The sequence below is a fragment of the Streptomyces laculatispora genome (assembly GCF_017353455.1).
Classification (GTDB): domain Bacteria; phylum Actinomycetota; class Actinomycetes; order Streptomycetales; family Streptomycetaceae; genus Streptomyces; species Streptomyces laculatispora.
In genome coordinates this window covers 1-17,410 of sequence record NZ_JAFMPZ010000160.1, presented here as the reverse complement: position 1 = coordinate 17,410, position 17,410 = coordinate 1, and the positions used below count along the sequence as shown (strand labels likewise).

The 17,410-nt window shown below is 70.5% G+C and carries 18 protein-coding genes, 1 tRNA gene and 3 pseudogenes; 13 read left to right on the top strand and 9 right to left on the bottom strand.

Annotated elements, in window-relative coordinates; translation table 11 throughout:
• Window positions 1-1,318 (bottom strand): SDR family oxidoreductase (locus J1C73_RS09515; RefSeq protein WP_207315942.1); only part of this gene is annotated, 1,318 nt, incomplete at its 3' end.
• Window positions 1,319-1,588: 270 nt separating this feature from the next.
• A complete protein-coding gene (locus J1C73_RS09510) occupies window positions 1,589-2,206 on the bottom strand; it encodes an RNA polymerase sigma factor (RefSeq protein ID WP_207315941.1) in 618 nt (205 codons plus the stop codon).
• Between the two features lie 174 nt (window positions 2,207-2,380).
• Between J1C73_RS09510 and J1C73_RS09505 the strand changes: the two genes are divergently transcribed.
• The 3 genes from J1C73_RS09505 (at window position 2,381) to J1C73_RS09495 (ending at window position 5,784) form a co-directional block, all read left to right on the top strand.
• Window positions 2,381-3,358, top strand: a complete 978-nt coding sequence (locus J1C73_RS09505) for a MerR family transcriptional regulator (RefSeq protein ID WP_207315940.1) — start codon at window positions 2,381-2,383, stop codon at window positions 3,356-3,358.
• A gap of 139 nt (window positions 3,359-3,497) precedes the next feature.
• Window positions 3,498-4,748, top strand: coding sequence for an NAD(P)/FAD-dependent oxidoreductase (locus tag J1C73_RS09500; RefSeq protein ID WP_207315939.1), 1,251 nt, complete (start codon window positions 3,498-3,500; stop codon window positions 4,746-4,748).
• A 202-nt stretch (window positions 4,749-4,950) separates the two neighbouring features.
• On the top strand, window positions 4,951-5,784 hold the full coding sequence (locus tag J1C73_RS09495) for a VanZ family protein (RefSeq protein ID WP_372446668.1): 834 nt from the start codon (window positions 4,951-4,953) through the stop codon (window positions 5,782-5,784).
• 109 nt (window positions 5,785-5,893) lie between these two features.
• Here the strand turns inward: J1C73_RS09495 and J1C73_RS09490 are convergent.
• Window positions 5,894-6,189, bottom strand: a pseudogene (locus J1C73_RS09490) (glycoside hydrolase family 6 protein); the annotation flags it as partial.
• 371 nt (window positions 6,190-6,560) lie between these two features.
• Between J1C73_RS09490 and J1C73_RS09485 the strand changes: the two are divergent.
• From J1C73_RS09485 to J1C73_RS09455, 7 genes and pseudogenes are all read left to right on the top strand, one after another.
• On the top strand, window positions 6,561-7,388 hold the full coding sequence (locus J1C73_RS09485; protein WP_207315937.1) for a DUF4389 domain-containing protein: 828 nt from the start codon (window positions 6,561-6,563) through the stop codon (window positions 7,386-7,388).
• Between the two features lie 59 nt (window positions 7,389-7,447).
• Window positions 7,448-7,892 (top strand): annotated as a pseudogene (locus tag J1C73_RS09480) (DinB family protein).
• Window positions 7,893-8,006: 114 nt separating this feature from the next.
• Window positions 8,007-8,729 carry a DUF4230 domain-containing protein gene (locus J1C73_RS09475; protein WP_207315936.1) on the top strand — a complete coding sequence of 241 codons (723 nt, stop codon included), beginning with the start codon at window positions 8,007-8,009 and terminating at the stop codon, window positions 8,727-8,729.
• 271 nt (window positions 8,730-9,000) lie between these two features.
• Window positions 9,001-9,515: pseudogene (locus J1C73_RS09470) on the top strand (lytic polysaccharide monooxygenase auxiliary activity family 9 protein).
• Between the two features lie 319 nt (window positions 9,516-9,834).
• Window positions 9,835-10,836 (top strand): alpha/beta fold hydrolase, encoded by a 1,002-nt coding sequence (locus tag J1C73_RS09465; RefSeq protein ID WP_307797640.1) that lies wholly within the window; start codon window positions 9,835-9,837, stop codon window positions 10,834-10,836.
• 135 nt (window positions 10,837-10,971) lie between these two features.
• Window positions 10,972-11,418 (top strand): nitroreductase family deazaflavin-dependent oxidoreductase, encoded by a 447-nt coding sequence (locus J1C73_RS09460; protein WP_207315943.1) that lies wholly within the window; start codon window positions 10,972-10,974, stop codon window positions 11,416-11,418.
• 251 nt (window positions 11,419-11,669) lie between these two features.
• Entirely contained in the window at window positions 11,670-12,068 is a 399-nt protein-coding gene (locus J1C73_RS09455) for a DUF6221 family protein (protein WP_207315935.1), read from the top strand.
• A 134-nt stretch (window positions 12,069-12,202) separates the two neighbouring features.
• Here J1C73_RS09455 and J1C73_RS09450 read toward each other — a convergent pair whose 3' ends face one another.
• The gene (locus J1C73_RS09450) at window positions 12,203-12,391 is read right to left on the bottom strand and encodes a DUF6381 family protein (protein ID WP_073738889.1); all 189 of its coding nucleotides are present in this window, start codon (window positions 12,389-12,391) and stop codon (window positions 12,203-12,205) included.
• 472 nt (window positions 12,392-12,863) lie between these two features.
• Between J1C73_RS09450 and J1C73_RS09445 the strand changes: the two genes are divergently transcribed.
• A tRNA-Met gene (locus J1C73_RS09445) sits at window positions 12,864-12,937 on the top strand.
• 171 nt (window positions 12,938-13,108) lie between these two features.
• Here the strand turns inward: J1C73_RS09445 and J1C73_RS35440 are convergent.
• Window positions 13,109-13,246, bottom strand: coding sequence for a hypothetical protein (locus J1C73_RS35440; RefSeq protein WP_278186531.1), 138 nt, complete (start codon window positions 13,244-13,246; stop codon window positions 13,109-13,111).
• A gap of 151 nt (window positions 13,247-13,397) precedes the next feature.
• Window positions 13,398-13,778, bottom strand: coding sequence for a MerR family transcriptional regulator (locus J1C73_RS09435; RefSeq protein ID WP_207315934.1), 381 nt, complete (start codon window positions 13,776-13,778; stop codon window positions 13,398-13,400).
• 53 nt (window positions 13,779-13,831) lie between these two features.
• Between J1C73_RS09435 and J1C73_RS09430 the strand changes: the two genes are divergently transcribed.
• Complete coding sequence (locus J1C73_RS09430) at window positions 13,832-14,944, top strand: alkene reductase (RefSeq protein ID WP_207315933.1); 1,113 nt, start codon at window positions 13,832-13,834, stop codon at window positions 14,942-14,944.
• Between the two features lie 28 nt (window positions 14,945-14,972).
• On the opposite strand, the gene J1C73_RS09425 is transcribed toward J1C73_RS09430, so the two are convergent.
• The 3 genes from J1C73_RS09425 to J1C73_RS09415 form a co-directional block, all read right to left on the bottom strand.
• Window positions 14,973-15,230: a type 1 glutamine amidotransferase family protein gene (locus J1C73_RS09425; protein ID WP_207315932.1), complete on the bottom strand. Its 258-nt coding sequence runs from the start codon at window positions 15,228-15,230 to the stop codon at window positions 14,973-14,975.
• Between the two features lie 145 nt (window positions 15,231-15,375).
• The gene (locus J1C73_RS09420) at window positions 15,376-15,948 is read right to left on the bottom strand and encodes a GNAT family N-acetyltransferase (RefSeq protein WP_207315931.1); all 573 of its coding nucleotides are present in this window, start codon (window positions 15,946-15,948) and stop codon (window positions 15,376-15,378) included.
• A 95-nt stretch (window positions 15,949-16,043) separates the two neighbouring features.
• Window positions 16,044-16,787, bottom strand: coding sequence for a helix-turn-helix transcriptional regulator (locus J1C73_RS09415; RefSeq protein ID WP_207315930.1), 744 nt, complete (start codon window positions 16,785-16,787; stop codon window positions 16,044-16,046).
• 54 nt (window positions 16,788-16,841) lie between these two features.
• Between J1C73_RS09415 and J1C73_RS09410 the strand changes: the two genes are divergently transcribed.
• Window positions 16,842-17,410 (top strand): MFS transporter (locus J1C73_RS09410; RefSeq protein ID WP_207315929.1); only part of this gene is annotated, 569 nt, incomplete at its 3' end.

The following is a 17,410-nucleotide window of genomic DNA, read 5'->3' as shown; positions in this document are numbered from 1 at the left end:
ACGCCAGGCCGGTCAGCCGCATCTCCGCGCGCAGCCGCAGCAGCCGACCGCGCTCGATCTCCTCGACCCCCCAGAAGTCCAGGGAGTCACCCACCCGGAGCCGGTCGGTGTCCCGCCGCCCGCGGCGCAGGCCCACCCCTCCCACCAGCCGGTCGAGCCAGCCGCGCACGGCCCAGGCCAGCGGGAACGAATACCAGCCGTGATCGCCGCCGATTCCCTCGATGACCTTCCAGAGGGCCTCCGGCGACGCGTCCACATCGAGTTCCCGCACATCCGAGTACAGACTGCCGCCGGCCCAGTCGGGGTCGGTGGGCAGCGGGTCGCTCGGTACCCCGGGCACCGACGCCGAGGACCACCGGGTGGAGACCTGGGCCTCGCGCACCCGCTGGAGGGCCAGCCGCAGCGCCCTCTCGAACGTGAAGGGCTGCCCCGGTCCGTCGGGCACGTACTGCGTGATGTCGTGTTCCTGGCACACGACCTCGTACCGCAGTGACTCGGCGAGCGGCCGCGCGATCGACCGGGGAACGGGCGTGACCAGCCCGATCCAGTGGCTGGACAGCCGTGGCGTCAGCATAGGGACGGGCAGGATCAGCCGGTGCGGGAGGGCCGCGATCTCCGCGTACCGCTGCATCATCTCGCGGTACGTGATGATGTCCGGCCCTCCGATGTCGAAGACTCGGCTCGCCTCCCGGGGCATCCGGGCGCTGCCGACCAGGTAGCGCAGCACGTCCCGGACCGCGATCGGCTGGATCCGGGTGGACACCCAGCTCGGCGTCACCATGACCGGCAGCCGCTCCGTGAGATAGCGCAGCATCTCGAAGGAGGCCGACCCGGATCCGATGATGACCGCTGCCCGCAGGGCGGTGGTCGGGACCCCGGAATCCAGCAGGATCCTGCCGACCTCGGCTCGTGAGCGCAGATGCGGCGAGAGTTGCCGCTCGGGTACGCCTGGTGGCGTGAGGCCGCCGAGGTAGACGATCCGGCCGACGCCGCGCGCGCGGGCCGACTCGGCGAAGACCGTGGCCGACCTCCGGTCCGTTTCCTCGAAGTCCGCGCCGGTCGTCAGCGCGTGCACCAGGTAGTAGGCCACGTCGATGTCCGCCATGGCCGACGCGACCGTGGCCGCATCGGTGACATCACCCCGGACGACCTCGACATCCCCGGCCCATGGGTAGTCCCGCAGCTTCTCCGGGCTGCGCGCCATGCAGCGGACCCGGTGCCCGGCCTCCAGGAGTTCGGGCACCAGCCGGCCCCCGATGTATCCGGTGGCCCCGGTCACCAGGCAGTGCAAGGGCTTCTCCGTGCTGTTGCTCCTCATGGGATCTCCGCATCGGCTGGGGTGCTGCTCGGTTCACCGTGCCTCGTTGTCGCGCGTCGCGCTCCTTGAGGCGCCCGGATGCGGTGACGGGACACCGGTTCACCCCGGAGACGGCAGAGGCGGTGACGCTGTGGACGCGGTGCCCATGCTCCCATCCGCGCATCTTCGGAGCACGATGCGTCGATTGTGCATCGGTCACGGCACGGCACCGGTCATCGCTCGCAGCCGGCCACTTCTCCGTGCCGGGTGCCGGGTGCCGCTCCGTTCCGGTCACCGCTCCGCGTCGCCGCCGGACATCGAACGCCGGATCCGGCGCAGCGCGCGGCGCACATGGCTCTTGACCGTGCCGAGCGGGAGCCCTGTCAGCTCGGCGATGCGGGTCTGGGGGAGACCGTCGTAATAGGCCATGCGCAGGATGCGGCGCTGTACCTGGGGCAGCTTCCCCAGCTCCGTACCGACCAGGACCCGGTCCAGGGCCGACTCCGGACGTCCGGCCGCGCCGGTCTCGTCGAGCTGCAGCCGCGCCGCCGTCGCAGCGGCCAGTTCGCCGCGGCGGGTGCGGGCGGCGAGCGCGTCGGCGATCTTGCGACGGGTGATACCGACCAGCCAGCCGGGCAGCGGGCCGCGCTCGGGGCGGTAGCCGAGCCTGCCGCGCCAGGCGGCCATGAAGACCTGCTGGGTGACGTCCTCGGCCTCCCGGCTGTCGCCCAGGGACCGGGCCGCCAGGGAGTGCACGAGGGTGCCCCACCTCCGGTAGGCGGCGGCGAAACAGTCCTCGCTGCCGCGCAGCAGACCGGCGGCCAGCTCCTCGTCGGCGAGGTCCGTCGCGACGCACGGTCGCGGGCCCGGCCCGCCGGGCAGAGTGTCCTGCGGTGCGAGCGCGGTCATGGCTGTCCTTCCTCCGGGCGGCCCGGCCCAGGAGCGGGGTCTCCCGCTGCGGCCGGCCGGAGTCGTCCGGTGTGCTCTCCGGGGCCTCTCCGACGGACGCCCCCGACCAGGAGCGTTCCAACAGGGGACTCGCCGGGACAACCTGCATCGATTCTGCGTCGTATGATCAAACGCATGCCGTCCTCCACGGAACGCGCTCGGGTGGGCACCACCGGCCACGGCCTGACCACCGGCACAGTGGCACGCCGGCTCGGCGTCGCGCCGACGACACTCCGGACCTGGGACCGGCGCTACGGCATCGGCCCCGCTCGCAGGCACGGTGGCAGGCACCGGCGGTGGACGCCCGAGGACATTGCCGTACTGGAACACATGTGTGAGCTGACGAGTTCCGGCGTGCCCCCGGCTGAGGCCGCCCGCACGGCGCTGAACGGAACTCCCGACCCTGAGGCCCCAGCTGTCACACCCCATGTGCTCCCGGCGTCCTCCGGCACGAAGCCGGACGGGATCGCCGCGGACGTCGCACGCCAGGAACGCCGAGGACTGACGAGCGCGGCACTCCGGCTGGACGCATGGACCATCGACGACCGCCTGACCGCCGTGATCGGCCGGTACGGACTCCTGGCCGCCTGGGACCAGGTGATCATGCCGACGCTGCACGCGGTGGGACGCAAGTGGCAGACGTCGGGTGAGCGCTACGTCGAGGTCGAGCACCTGCTGTCCTGGCACGTCTCCAGCGCCTTGCGGCGGGTGGCCGCACAGCCTGTCGCCACCGACGGTGCCGGGCTCGCCCTGCTGGCCTGCACACCGGGCGAGACGCACACCCTTCCCCTGGAGGCGCTCGCCGCAGGTCTCGCCGAACGGGGCCTGGGCGTCAGGATGTTCGGCGCGTCGGTGCCGGGCGAGGCACTGAGTGAGGCCGTGCGCCGGATCGGCCCGTCGGCCGTGGTGCTGTGGTCCCAGTCGCGGAACACGGCGGCGCGCCCGCTGGCGCACCACGTGGCATCGATCGAATGGGGCGTACGGGGCGCCCGGACCCGCCCGGCCGTGCTGATCGCGGGCCCCGGCTGGGCGGGCGCCCCGCTGTCCGGCACCCACCACCCCCGGGGACTCGGTGAGGCGATCAGGCTGCTCACCGGATTCTGCGAACCATGAGACGCGCGCTCGCCGGATGCCGCGCCGGACCGGCTTGAGCTGGGAACATGCGCGGTGAGGCCGGACCGCCCCGGGCGTACGGTCCGTTTCCCGGCCGGGTCCCAGCCACGGCCACCAGCCCGTGCGAAAGGCGAATTCCATGGCGAACCCTGCGGGACCCCGGCCCGATGCCATCGTGATCGGCGCGGGAGCGGCGGGCCTGGCCTGTGCGACCGATCTGGCCGCCGCCGGCCTTTCGGTCCACCTCCTGGAGGCGTCGGACGAGGTGGGCGGCCGGATGCGTACCGACCGGCGGGACGGCTTCCTCCTCGATCGCGGCTTCCAGGTGTTCAACACGTCCTACCCGCAGGTCAAGAAGCGCCTGGCACTCCGAGACCTGCGTCTGCACCCCTTCACGCCGGGCGTGCTCGTGCAGACCGGGGCCGGTGGCACCGGCAGAGTGCGGTTCAGCGACCCGACCCGCCGCCCGGGTGCCGCCCGTGATCTGTTCCCCGGACGACTGGCCTCCGGCCGCGATCTGATGGCGCTCGCGGTGCTCTCGGCCCGCGACATGTTCGGCCCGGTGAGCGGAATCAGACGGCGCCCCGACCGTACGACCCTCACCGAACTGGCCGACGCGGGTATCTCCGACGAGCTCGTCCGGACCCTCTTCCAGCCGTTCCTGTCGGGTGTCTTCCTGGAGGACGAACTGGAGACCTCCTCCCGCGTCTTCCATCTCGTCTGGCGCAGCATGCTGCGCGGCAGCCTCTGCCTGCCCGCGGCCGGGATCGGAGCCGTTCCGGCAGCGCTGGCCGCAGGGCTGCCGCCACGATCGCTGTTCGTGGACACCCCCGTGCACAGCCTGACCGACGACGGTGTGCTCGGCGAGGACGGATCGGAGCGTCCCGCGCCCGCGGTGGTGGTGGCGACGGGCCCCGAAAGGGCCGCGCAGCTGCTGCCCGGCCTGACGGTTCCGGGGACCCGCACCGTCACGACGTACTACCACGTGGCCGGTTCACCCCCGCTGCGGGAACCGACCCTGCTCGTCGACAGCAGGCGGCGCTTCCTGAACACAGTGGTACTCAGCGAGGTCGTTCCGGCCTGTGCATCGACCGGGTACGCCCTGGTTTCGACGTCGGTGCTCGGCCCCGACAGCCCGGGCAGGGAAACGCGGATCCGCCGGGATCTGGCGGAGGTCCACGCCACCGACACCGCCGCCTGGGACCTGCTCGCCACGTACTCGGTGCCGGGAGCTCTGCCCGCCATGCCGCCCCCGTGGCCGTTGTCCCGCACCTCACGGGTCGGCCCGGGCCGGTACGTGTGCGGGGACCACCGTGCGACCGGATCGGTACAGGGAGCGCTCGCGTCCGGGGCACGCGCGGCCCGGGAGGTGCTTGCGGACCGGGTCTGACCGCGGGCCCCGGCTGCTTCGTCGTACGGGTTCAGCTTCACGGCGTCGAAAGGAGCGACAAATCCGCGCAGACTCCGCGCAGACTCAACCGGCCAGGTGTGGTCCGACCGGACGGGGGCACTCGTCGCCCATGAACGCAGAGGCTGAGAGTGGTGCGCAGAGCGGAACGCGGCGCAGAACGTGGGGAAGCGTTCTCCTGCAGGTGACCTTCCTGGTACTGGCCTTCCTGGCCATGGTCGGTTTCTCGGTTGTGCTGGCGAAGGTGACGCTCACGCCGTCGCCGGCCTCGGAGGAACTGGTGAAGTCGAACCTGCGGCCCGGCCGCTCGCTGCGGCAGTACGCCGAGGACTACACCTTCCTCGCCGCCTGCAAACAGGCGGGCGGAAACCTGGTGCTGGGGATGCCGTTCGGCGTACTTCTGCCCATCCTCGTGCCGCGCCGCCTTCGGATGGTCCGCATGGTCCTGCTGACCGTCATGGTCATCGCGATTGTGGAACTCGTGCAGGGAGCACTCGTCGCGGGCCGGGCCTTCGACGTCGACGACGTCATTCTCAACACGACCGGTGCGCTCCTTGGCTATCTGCTCCTGGGGCGTCGCCTGAGCCACCGCTACCACGTGCTCGCGGACGGACCGGAACCGGAACCGGCTCCTGAGCGCGCCCGTGCGCCGAAACCGGCCGGGTCCGGCGCGGCCGGACGCGACGGGCGCGGGACGGCGTCACGCCGGCGGCCGTGGCAGGGGACATGGGCGAAGACCACAGCACGGACGGAGCCGGCGACGAAGGCCGGGGCGGACGCGAAGCCCCGGCCCAAGCCGAAGTCGAAGGCCGATACGACGTCCAAGCCGAAGGCCTCTACGAAGCCCAAGCCCAAGGCCACCACCGATACGAAGCCGAAGCCGAAGCCAAAGGCCGGCGCGAAGCCCGAGGCCGCGGCGAAAGCCAAGTCCTCGGCCGGAGGCGGCAGGACCGCGCGCGACGACCGGGGCCGCAACGGTCCGGGCCGTGCGCTGCTGGACCGGTTCCGCAGCCGCTGACCGGGCCCGGGCCGGTCCCGGTCGTTCCCCGGAGCCTCTCCCCGGCCGTGCCCGGACGGCCGGGGAGAGACAGGGCGGCGGGGCAGCGCGCCGGGTGGACGTTCTTCACCGTCGGGTCGCACATCCGGTCGAAGCCCTTGCCGTAGTCGTTCGGGATCTCCTTGCCGGAGCAGTCGGACTCGTCCGGGGGCTTCATCCACACGTACGCGTCGATCCCGGTCTCGGGGGCGGCATCGCGGGCGTTCGCCGAGACCCGCGCCCTACTGGTTGGACCAGTTTGCCAGGGGGGATACGCCGGTCGTAGTGGCCGCCGTCCACGTAGGTGTCGACACTGGTGTGCGCACCCGGACCTGACGGCCGGTCCGCACCGCGCCAGCCGATGCGTGAGGTGTCGATCAGCATGCCGGCGGCGACCGGCGCGCGCATGGAGTTCCAGCAGTCCTCGTTCGCGCAGGTGTTGAACTGGCAGACGTGCCATGCGGCGGCGTGATTGATTGCCGGGTCGTCCGGCCGGTGGCCGAGCCACTGGCCGAGGTCGTTGGAGTACGCGAGACCGCCGGTCGGGAGCAGGTTCCTGGCGCCGGTCGCCCGTACGGCATCGACCAGGTCCTCCGGACGGCTGTGCGCTGTTCCCCCTGTCCGAAGGGGCCGCCGGGCCCGGACCGGCGGGCACCCGATCGGCCCGCGGCCGTTTGCGGGCCGCCTTCCCCGGCCCGAGCGTGAGGGGACGCCGAGTGCGCAGAGGGCGTACGGATCACCTGCCGAAGAGGAGCGCCATGGCCGACGCCCAGTGGAGCCCGGGGCGAAGAGCGGGGGACGCGGACGAATTCCTGCCCGTGCTGGACCTCGTCGAGCCCGCACGTCAGCGTCGGCTCACCGTCTTCTTCCGTCTGCTCCTGCTGATTCCGCATTTCTTCGTGCTGCTCGTCCTGGAGATCGCGGCATTCTTCACCGCCGTGTTCGGCTGGTTCGCCGCCCTTGCCCTGGGCCGGCTGCCGGAGCCCGTCTTCCGCTTCCTTGCCGGTGTGCTCGGCTACCGCACGAGGGTCGCAGCGAGCGGCATGCTGCTCATCGACCGCTATCCGCCCTTCGCGCTGAACCCGCCGCCCGACTATCCGGTCCAGATCGACGTCCGCCCGACCAGGCTGAACCGGCTGGCCGTCTTCTTCCGGCTGATCCTGGTGATTCCCGCCGCCATCGTGCAGAGCCTCGTCACATCCGGCTGGTACGTCCTGGCGATCCTGTGGTGGCTGATCACGCTGATCCTCGGACGTATGCCCCGCCCCCTCTTCGAGGCCACGGCGGCCACGCTGCGCTACGAGATGCGCGTGTTCGCCTACGTATCGATGCTCACTCCCGCCTACCCCAAGGGTTTCTTCGGCGAGGACGCGCTCTCCGTACCGGAGCGGCAGGGGCGCTCCGCCACCCGGCCCCTGGTCATGAGCAGCGCGGGCAAGGCGCTGCTGGTGCTCTTCCTGGTGCTCGGGCTCGCGAGTGCCGTCACGGCATCCGTCACCAGGTCGTCGTCCGACGACACCGACATGTGGATGCAGACACAAAGGGCTCGCGTGGCGCACCCGTCAACAGGCATGATCGCGCGATGACATGGACAGCACCTGAAGCAACGCGTACCGGCTGATCACTCGTCGCGGGTGAGCGCGAGATGCTCACCGGATATCTCGGATGGTTCCGCGGCACCCTCCTGCACAAGTGCGCCGGTCTGACCGGCGAGCAACTCGCCGAGCGGACCGTCGAACCTCTCGCTCCTCGGACTCGTACGCCATATGGCCAAGGTCGAACGCACCTGGTTCAGGCAGCGCTTCGCCGGGCAGGTGATGGAGCCGATGTACGACCCGAAGAAGGGCAAGGACGCGGACTTCGAGGACCTCGATCCGGCTGCCGCCGCCGAGGACTACGCCCGCCTGGTGGAGGAGTGCCGGCTGGCGGACGAGGTCGTCGCCGGTGCCTCGTTCGACGAGACCTTCACCCATGACGGCGAGGTCTACTCCCTGCGGATGGTGCACATCCACATGATCAGCGAGTACGCCCGCCACATCGGCCACGCCGACCTGGTGCGAGAGCGGCTCGACGGCGTCACTGGGGCATGAGGGCGGGCCCGGAACCGGCCCGGCGCGATCGAGCCGTCTGTATCAACGTACGGAATCGGGCGGAACAGCGGCGGCCGGCGGAGTGAATCCGGGCGGCCGGGTCACACGGGGAGTATGACCTCCACCGACTTACCGACAGACGTACCGGGCAAGCCCGGCGAACCAGCGGGCGGCGGCCACGACAAGGGCCCCCGCCGCACCCGCCGATGGGGGAGGGCGGCCGCGCTCTGCGCGGTCGCCGTCGCGCTGCTCCTCCTCGGCACGCGGCTCAGCCTGCTGCCGGGGCTGGGCGACATCTTCGGCGAGAAGACCCAGGACCGTTCGGGTCCCGCCGTGCTCAAGTCGATTCGTGACATGAGCCGATACGAGGCGGCGGCAGGCAACTTCCAGGTCGTCGTCGATCTGGAGAAGGACACGAAGTTCCTCCCGGACGCGATCCGCGGCTCCCGCACCCTGTACGTCGGCGCGGGCACGGTAGGTGCCTCCGTCGACCTGGGTGACGTCACGGACGGCGGAGTCGTCGTCAACAAGGACCGGACCACGGCCGAGCTCCGGCTGCCGCACGCCGTCCTCGGGAAACCGGCGCTCGATCCAGACCGCTCCTACGCGGTGTCCAAGCAACGCGGCCTTTTCGACCGGATCGGGGATTTCTTCTCCGACAATCCCGGCAGCGAGCAGGCGGTGAACAAGCTGGCGGCCCAGCACATCGGCGAGGCGGCCAAGGAGAGCGGCCTGACACGGCGCGCCGAGAAGAACACCACCGCCATGCTCCAGGGGCTGCTCGGCTCGCTCGGCTTCAAGGAGGTCACGGTCCACTACGGTGACGCCGGCCGGTAGGCGAGGCCACCGAGCCGGCTCAGCTCCGTTCCTCGACCCTTCTCCTCAACTCCCTTTCGATGCGGCAACCTTGACGGCTACGCCTCGATAGGTATGGTCTAGTCCAAGTGCAGGGACGGCGTCGGACACCCGTATTTCCCGGGGTGTGTCCGGTCATGGATCCTGCCGTTCCCTTCGCGCCTCTTGGCCCCACACTCGAGAGGCTGGACTGCCGCTGTCGGGCTCCCCACACTCCGCCCGCGCGCAGCGATGCCTCATGTGAAGGAGAAGCATGCACGCGAAAAGGAAGACCGCCGTAGCCGTCGGTGCCGTTCTCGCGCCGGTACTCGCCCTGACCTTCCGGCGGGCTCGGCCGGCGCCCACGGCTACATCTCGTCACCCCCGAGCAGGCAGACGCAGTGTGCCGCCGGAACGGTCAGCTGCGGTGACATGAGGTACGAGCCCCAGAGCGTGGAAGGCCCCAAGGGGCTGACCAGCTGCAGCGGCGGCAACAGCCGGTTCGCCGATCTCGACGACGACTCCAAGGGCTGGAAGGTCACTCCGGTGAGCGCCAGCACCTCGTTCCAGTGGGTACTGACGGCTCGTCATTCAACCAGTACGTGGCAGTACTTCGCGAGCGGACAGAAGATCGCCGAGTTCAACGACAACGGCGCCCAGCCCGGTGCGACCGTCACCCACCAGGTGAACTTCGGCAACCTCAAGGGCCGGCAGAAGGTCCTCGCGGTCTGGAACATCGCCGACACGTCCAACGCCTTCTACGCGTGCATCGACGTCAACGTCAGCTGACCCCGCACGCACCACCCCGCCCCGCCGGACGGCTGTGGCCGGCCACAGCCGTCCGGCGGGGCGGCAGGAGAGAGGACCCCCGCCCTGCACAGGGTGGGGGTCCTCGCTGTGGCATCGCGATCCGGCCCGTCGCACCGCGGCGCGTGACGCGGCGGGCCGGACGGGGTCAGAGGCTTCGTCGACACGGACTGGCCCGGTGCACCGGCCAAGCGGTACCCGGATGGTCGGCCCCGTCACCCGCCTGCTGTCCGTGCCGCGCCGATTCGGCCGGGCAGGGCAACGCTGAGTCCGTCACCGCGTCTGCAGAATCGGGATCAGCATGCTCATATCGAACCGCCCCGGCGGCTTCCGCTCGCTAAGCCGTTCACGTCGCGGATACGCCCTCGCGGCCGCGCTCACCGCGGCGGTGTGCGGGGCAGCGGCGCCGGCCGCGGCCGAGATGGTGTCCCCCACCGCACCGGGCGAGGACGGAGGCGTCAGGCCCACGGTGGTGCTGGTGCACGGCGCGTTCGCCGACGCGTCGTGCTGGAACGGCGTGGCTGAGCGTCTGCAGCGGCGCGGATACACCGTCGTCGCCCCGGCCAATCCACTGCGCGGGCTGGCAGTCGACTCCGCCAGTACGGCCGAGGTGCTCAGGCGGATCGCCGGCCCGATCGTCCTGGTCGGCCACGCCTACGGTGGTGCGGTCATCAGCAGCGCGGCGGCAGGCAACCCACAGGTCAGGTCGTTGGTCTACATATCCGCGTTCATGCCGGACAGGGGCGAGGCACTCGGCCCGCTCGGCTCCCGGTTCCCGGGCAGCGAGCTGGGTACGGCGCTCAGGCGCATGCCCGTCCGAAACGCGGACGGCGGCCAGGGCACCGACCTCTACATCCAGGACAGCAAGTTCCATGACATCGCTGCCGCCGACCGGCCCACGGCCTCAGCCGCGGTGATGGCAGCCTCCCAACGCCCCGTGAGCACTTCGGTATTCGAGGAGAAGGCCACGGCAGCGGCCTGGCGAACCCTTCCGTCCTGGGTGCTGGTCGCCGGCCGGGACAAGGTCATCGCCCCCGATCTGGAACGCTTTCAGGCCAGGCGTGCCCACGCGCACACCATCGAGGTGAACTCCTCGCACATGGCCATGGTCTCCCGCCCCGAGACGGTCACCCGCCTCATCCTCGCCGCTGCCGGTGACCCCTCGACCGCGGACGGGCCGCTCGCCTCGACGGGAACCAGGACGCTGGTGCTCGCGGTGATCGGGAGCGCCGCGGGACTGACGGTGTTCGTGGGCGGCGGCCTGGTGGCGGCCGCACGCGGACGCAACGGCTTCGGACGCTGACACCACCGCTGACACCACCCGGCGCGACACGTCGGCCGGGGTGGATTTCAGGGCGGCCGATGCGGTTGAAGCCATGATGAGGAACTGCGGCCGATGAAGTGTCACGGCCGGATCGTCGACGACGGGACAGAAGTCATGCCTCTCCAGGGTGAGTACGAGCCGAGCCCCGCCCAGTGGGTGCGGGACCAGGTCGAGCAGTACGAGAGTTCAGGCGGAACGGAGGGGACGACGATGCGGGACATGCCCGTCATCATTCTGACCACCCGGGGAGCCAAGAGCGGGAAGATCCGCAAGACGCCGCTCATGCGCGTCGAGCACAACGGGGCATACGCCGTGGTCGCCTCACAGGGCGGAGCCCCGAAGCACCCGGTCTGGTACCACAACCTCACCGCCGACCCGCGCGCCGAACTGCAGGACGGGCCGGTCCGCCAGGACATGAACGTCCGGGAGGCGACCGGGGACGAGAAGGCGATCTGGTGGGAACGCGCTGTCGAGGCGTTTCCCGACTACGCCGACTACCAGAAGAAGACGGACCGGCAGATCCCGGTCCTCGTCCTGGAACCGGCGGAGACCGACCACTGATCAGTCCGGCACGGTACGAGGACGAGCCGTCGCCGTACCGCTGAGCGCGCCTCGGAGGCTCCACCGGTTCCCTTGGAACGGTGGGGCCTCCGGCTGTCTCTCCGGCCGGCCGGGAACAACTGCTCAGCAGTCCCGCACGCAACGGCGGACACGGCCGGGCGATGAGCTGCTACGGGGCAGGGGACGCGGCGGGATACTCTCCAGCACGGCCCCTTGAGGTGCGGGGCCGAGTGGGAAGGATCCAGAACCTGATGACAGACAATTCCTACCTGGTCGCGTTCGTCCGGGCGCGTCTCGACGAGGAAGAAGAGATCGCACGAGCGGCCGGGGGCGAGGGGTGGCGGTGTCCGGCCGAGGTGCCGGGCGAGATCCACGACCGGACCGGCGCGATCGCGTTCAGCCTGAGGACGCACGGCTACAACCACCACATCGCCCGGCAGGATCCCGCGCGAACCATCCAGCGCATCGAGACGAGCCGCGTTCTCCTGGACGAGTACGCGGAGGTCGCCGAACTGGACACCGACCGACCCGACCGGGACTTCGCCTCGGGGCGTGCCTTCGGGCTGGGGTTCGTCGTCCGGCAGATGGCCGCGGAGCACGCGGGGCACCCCGACTACCAGGTGAAGTGGCTCCCGCGGTTCACGCAGTAGCGTCGCGGCCCGGTTTCCGTGCGACGTACGGGCCCGGCCGTCGCACGCCGGCCGGGCCGCCGATCCGGCCGGCCGCCCCCGTCCGTATCCACCGCACCCCTCGAACGGCCGCCGCCGGATCTCACGAGGCGCGCTCAGAGGGGATTCATGCCGCCGTCACCCTTGGTGCTCACCTGATCACTCCGCTCCTGGAGGCGGCGCGCCTTGTCCTTGAGCCGCTCCCGCTCCTGTGGATCGGAGGCCCGCTCGGCCGCTTCCTGCATTTCCTGCGCCTTGGCGCGAATACGCTCGGCGCGGCCTCCGGATTCATCCGCAACGCTCATGATCACTCCTGGATCTCGGGGGAGAGCCGACGCCACCAGCGAATCAGCGCTCCCGCGTACCTGCATCTCGAACGGTGACCGACTGCTACGGGTACGCGGCGGGCGAGTATGCCGCCGGGGCGAAAACCACCCGCCCGGTGTCGTGGTTGTTCAAGACGGTCCGCACGAACGCTCCTGGGCTCGCAGCATGGGAAACATGGTTCTGCTGACGGGTGTGCTGTCCAAGACCGGTGATGTCATCGAAGCTGCCACCGCAGTACCGGGGCGAGCACATGCCCATCGGCCCCATCGTTCCCGTGGCCGAGAACGCTTCGGCCGTCGACCGGATGGTGGCATTCATGGGGCGTGAGCCGGGGCCAGCGCCTGGGAATTCCTGAACCGGTCCGCCACGGCGAGCACGGCGGGACAGCAGGCCGGGCCGGGCGGTGGTCGGGGCACCCGCCGAAATGGCGTACGGTGGTGATCACAACGACGCGGGGTGGAGCAGCTCGGTAGCTCGCTGGGCTCATAACCCAGAGGTCGCAGGTTCAAATCCTGTCCCCGCTACTTTCGAAGCAGGGCCCGGAACCATACGGTTCCGGGCCCTGCTGGTTTCTGCCGTCGGCCGTCGCGGCTTCGGACGGCCTGCCGGCCAGTTGGCCCGGCCGCGGCGCATGTGCTGATCAACAACGCCGACGCGTTCACCGCTCCCTTTGCCCGGCCGATGGCCCGGCCGGGTCACCGCTGGGACGACCGGCCACCGACGACGGACAGGAGCTGGAGCTTGTCGTGGCTCTTGCTGCCGGGGGTGGCGGTGCAGAGAAGGAGGGCCTGTGCCTGGTTGGCGGCGTGGAGAACGTGGCACTGGAGTTCCAGGACACCGAAGTCAGGGTGCTGGATGCGTCTGCGATCCCTTCACGGCGCACGCCGGTCCCGTGGGCGTTCCACAGGGCGGCGAACTCCTCGCTCTCCGCGCGCAGTGCGTCCACCACCTCGGCGACGCGGGAGTCGGCTCCGCATGGCGTCTCTAGTCCGCAGGATCAGGGGCGATCCTGTCCGCCGCGGTGTCGATGACCTGCTCCAGGACTTCACGGGAGCGGAGCAGGTCATCGACCGTCCGGTCGATCCGGTCCCGCTCGGCGGTGAGTTCGGCGACCAGCTCCGGGGTGGCGCGCACCGAGGGGCCGCCGTCCTCGTCCCGCATGCACGGCAGGATGCGCACGATCCTCGAGCTGTGCAGCCCGGCTGCGTAGAGCTCCTGGATGCGGATGACGCGATCGACGGCGCCGTCGGAAAAGTCCCGGTGACCGCCGGGCGTCCGATTCGCTGCCAGCAGGCCTTGTTCCTCGTAGTAGCGCAGTGAGCGCTCGCTGACACCTGTGCGTGACGCCAGTTCCCCGATGCGCATGCCTCACCTCATGACTTGAACCTGACATCAATGTCACGTTCTACGTTACCGGCATGACGAACACACAGCAGGTCCCCGCCGTTTCCCGGCTCTTCGAGACCGCCCGCCTCGGCAACCTGGAACTGTCCAGCCGACTGGTGATGGCGCCGCTGACCCGTAACCGCGCCGGGGCCGACGGGGTCCCGGGCGAGCTGATGGCCACCCACTACGCGCAGCGCGCCTCGGCCGGTCTGATCATCGCCGAGGCCACGACGCCGAACGCCGTCGGCCGGACCTACCCCCACATCCCCGGCATCCATGAGCCCACGCAGATCTCCGGCTGGCGTCGGGTCACCGACGCGGTGCGCGCCGCTTCCGGCAGCCGGATGTTTCTCCAGTTGCAGCACGGCGGCCGGGTCGGCCATCCCGACACCAGCGGCCACATCCCGCTCGCCCCGTCCGTCGTACGGTTCCCCGAGGCGCTGCACACCCCGAGCGGGCTGCAGAACGCCGTCGCGCCCCGTGAGATGACGGTCCGGGACATCAGGTCCACCATCGCCGACTTCGCCACCGCCGCCCGAAACGCCGTCGAGGCCGGCTTCGACGGTGTGGAGGTGCACTCCGCCAACGGCCATCTGCTGCACCAGTTCCTGGCGAAGAACACCAACCGCCGGACCGACGGGTGGGGCGGACCGGTGGAGGGGCGGATCCGGTTCACCACCGAGGTGGTCCAAGCCGTCGCCGAAGCCATCGGCCCGGACAGGGTCGGCGTACGGATCTCGCCCGGACTGGGCGTCAACAGCATCGAGGAGGGCGACACCGAGGACATCTACCAGGCCCTTCTTCCCGCCCTCGCGCGCATCGACCTGGCCTATCTGCACCTGATCCACGCCGACCCGGACAGCGCGCCCTTCGCGGAGATCCGCAAGGCCTGGCCCGGCACGCTGATGGCCAACCCGGTGCTCTCCCGCGAGGAGGTCGCGGCCGACGGTGGCAAGCGCAAGGGTGAGCGCCTGCTGGCCGAGGGCGCCGACCTGATCGCGCTGGGCCGGGGCTTTCTCGCCAACCCCGATCTCGTCGAGAGGCTGCGTACGGGCGCGCCACTCAACGACATCCGCCCGGAGTTCCTGATGCACGTGCACGGGGCGGAGGGATACAACGACTATCCCTCGCTGGACCGGCCGTGAACTGTGCGGACCGGATCACGGCTGCTCTTCAGAGCACGTCCGGGTCCAGACCGACGTCCGGATACAGCTCACGTATCCGGTCGCAGGACTTCCAGTGCGTGGCGGCCCGCCGCCCGGCGAGCAGACCCGCCGCGGCGAGGTCGAAGGAGCCGGTGCAGATGGACGCGATCCGGCAGTGCGGGGGGATGCGGTCCAGCGCCCGCTTCAGCCGAGGGTCCAGCCCGCCGCGTGTCCGGGTGCCGTAGTCCTCCTGAGCCGCGGGCACGACGACCGCGTGCTCGCCCACGTCCCCTCGGTACCTACGCCACGGTATGGATCACCCTCGGAGCCGTCTGCGTCATGGCCGCGCTGCTCTCCCTCGTCATCCCCCGAGTGCGGTCACCCAGGGATCACCGGCAGGTGGCGAGGCTGCCGCGCCCGGAGCCGATCCGTCAGCGCAGGTCGAGCCGCATCAGGATCCGGGGATGACCGGCGAGCACCGAGGTGGTGTCGGCGGCGTGGGTGAACCCGGCGCGCTCGAAGTTCTTCCGGATCCCGGCGTACGCCATCGTCAGGTCGACCTTGGCGTCACCGTTGTCGAGGGGATACGCCTCGATCGCCGGTGCGCCCTGGGCGCGGGCGAACTCCACCGCACCCGCGATCAGCGCGTGCGAGATCCCCTTCTTGCGATGACCGGGGCGAACACGGACGCACCAGAGGGACCAGACCGGCAGGTCGTCGACGTGCGGAATCCTACGGCTGCGAGCGAACGAGGTGTGCGAGCGCGGAGCCACGGCGGCCCAGCCGACCGGTTCCCCGCCGTCGTGGGCCAGTACCCCCGGAGGGGGCTGCTCACGGCACAACTCGGCGACGTACTCACCTCGGGCCGTCCCTCGAAGCTCGTTGTTGAGCTTCGAGGGGATCCGGTGGCTCAGGCACCAGCAGACGTTGGACTCGGGCGACTTCGGGCCGAGCAGCGTACGGACATCCCCGAAGACCGAAGCCGGGCGAACTTCAATGGTCATGCCACCACAGTGCCACGGGCCGTGTGACGAGGCTGCCGTGCAGCGCCGCGGCTCAACACTCCGGCGCCCCGGACTCGCATCCGCGGGGCCGGCCGTCAGCGGGGCTGATGCGTTCCTGGGGTGTGCCCGAAGGTGCGGCGGAAGACATCGATGAACGCGCTGGCGGACGACCAGCCGCACCGATGGGCCACGGTGGTCACCTGGGTGTTCTCGGCAAGCAGGACCAGGGCGTGGTACAGGCGCAGTTGGGTGCGCCACTGCGGGAACGTCATACCGAGATCGGACTTGAAGAGGCGGGAGAGGGTGCGGTCGCTGGCGCCGACCTCCCTGCCCAGGTCCGCAAGGGTGCGGTCATCGGCCGGATTGGTGCGCAGGATTTCGCACACCGCCCTCAGCCGAGGGGCGGTCGGGGTGGGCAGGTGCAGGGGCTCCTGGGGTGAGGCCCGCAACTGGTCGAGCAACACGGCCCGCAGCCTGCCGCGTTCAGGGGATTCGTCGTACGGGTTGCGCGTGGGGACGAGGATCAGTTCACGAAGGAGGGGGCCGACCGTCAGTACGGTCGGCTCGTCCAGGCCGAGCGGATTGTCACTCGCGGGCAGGCCGACCAGATGCAGTTCGAGTTCCCCGTGGGCCTGGTGGGCGTGCACGGTGCCGGCCGGTACCCAGATGGCGCGTGTGCCCGGCGCGATCCACGTGCCCGTGCTGGTCGTCACGGCCAGCACGCCCCGGCCCGCGTAGACGATCTGGTGGTCGTCATGGCGGTGGGCGTCTATGGCGGCTCCGGGCGCCAGCCACTGAGTGCGGGTCGGCGCCACGGGCTCGTGGCGGATTTCCGTCATTGATTGGCAGCATATCGGAAGCGCGTCAAGTCGCTCGGCGATGAACATGGCCATGTGCCCAGGAACAAGACCATCATCATGCTGTCGGTCGGCCACGCCTGCGTGGACATCTACCAAGGCGCTGTCGCGTCGCTCGTCCCGTTCTTCGTCGCCGAGCGCGCCTACAGCTATGCCGCGGTCTCGGGTGTCGTGCTCGCCGCGTCCCTGCTGTCCTCGGTGGCTCAACCGGTGTTCGGCATGCTCACCGACCGCAGGGCGATGCCCTGGCTCCTGCCGGTGAGCACGCTCCTCGGCGGACTGGGTATCGCCCTGAGCTGCTTGAGCGGTTCCTACGCCTTGACGCTGACGTTCGTGGCGGTGTCCGGTGTCGGCGTCGCCGCCTACCATCCCGAGTCCGCCCGCGTAGCGCGGCTTGTCAGCGAGGGCAGCCATTCCGCGATGGGCTGGTTCTCCGTCGGCGGCAACGTCGGCTTCGCCGCCGCACCGCTCATGGTCACCGCTGTCGTCGCTTCCGGTGGTCTGCGTCTGGCGCCGCTGTTCGTGGTGCCGGCCCTGGTCGGCAGCGTCCTGTGCCTGCCCGTGCTGCGTGCGCTGGAGAAGACGGAACGCGGTGGCTCCGGCCG

What these genes read in the sequence shown, in the direction of transcription:
- J1C73_RS09510 (WP_207315941.1), bottom strand. Translation starts at nt 2,206, where the DNA reads ATGACCGCGCTCGCACCGCAGGACACTCTGCCCGGCGGGCCGGGCCCG.
- J1C73_RS09505 (WP_207315940.1), top strand. Translation starts at nt 2,381, where the DNA reads ATGCCGTCCTCCACGGAACGCGCTCGGGTGGGCACCACCGGCCACGGC.
- J1C73_RS09500 (WP_207315939.1), top strand. Translation starts at nt 3,498, where the DNA reads ATGGCGAACCCTGCGGGACCCCGGCCCGATGCCATCGTGATCGGCGCG.
- J1C73_RS09485 (WP_207315937.1), top strand. Translation starts at nt 6,561, where the DNA reads ATGGCCGACGCCCAGTGGAGCCCGGGGCGAAGAGCGGGGGACGCGGAC.
- J1C73_RS09475 (WP_207315936.1), top strand. Translation starts at nt 8,007, where the DNA reads ATGACCTCCACCGACTTACCGACAGACGTACCGGGCAAGCCCGGCGAA.
- J1C73_RS09465 (WP_307797640.1), top strand. Translation starts at nt 9,835, where the DNA reads ATGCTCATATCGAACCGCCCCGGCGGCTTCCGCTCGCTAAGCCGTTCA.
- J1C73_RS09460 (WP_207315943.1), top strand. Translation starts at nt 10,972, where the DNA reads ATGCCTCTCCAGGGTGAGTACGAGCCGAGCCCCGCCCAGTGGGTGCGG.
- J1C73_RS09455 (WP_207315935.1), top strand. Translation starts at nt 11,670, where the DNA reads ATGACAGACAATTCCTACCTGGTCGCGTTCGTCCGGGCGCGTCTCGAC.
- J1C73_RS09450 (WP_073738889.1), bottom strand. Translation starts at nt 12,391, where the DNA reads ATGAGCGTTGCGGATGAATCCGGAGGCCGCGCCGAGCGTATTCGCGCC.
- J1C73_RS09435 (WP_207315934.1), bottom strand. Translation starts at nt 13,778, where the DNA reads ATGCGCATCGGGGAACTGGCGTCACGCACAGGTGTCAGCGAGCGCTCA.
- J1C73_RS09430 (WP_207315933.1), top strand. Translation starts at nt 13,832, where the DNA reads ATGACGAACACACAGCAGGTCCCCGCCGTTTCCCGGCTCTTCGAGACC.
- J1C73_RS09420 (WP_207315931.1), bottom strand. Translation starts at nt 15,948, where the DNA reads ATGACCATTGAAGTTCGCCCGGCTTCGGTCTTCGGGGATGTCCGTACG.
- J1C73_RS09415 (WP_207315930.1), bottom strand. Translation starts at nt 16,787, where the DNA reads ATGACGGAAATCCGCCACGAGCCCGTGGCGCCGACCCGCACTCAGTGG.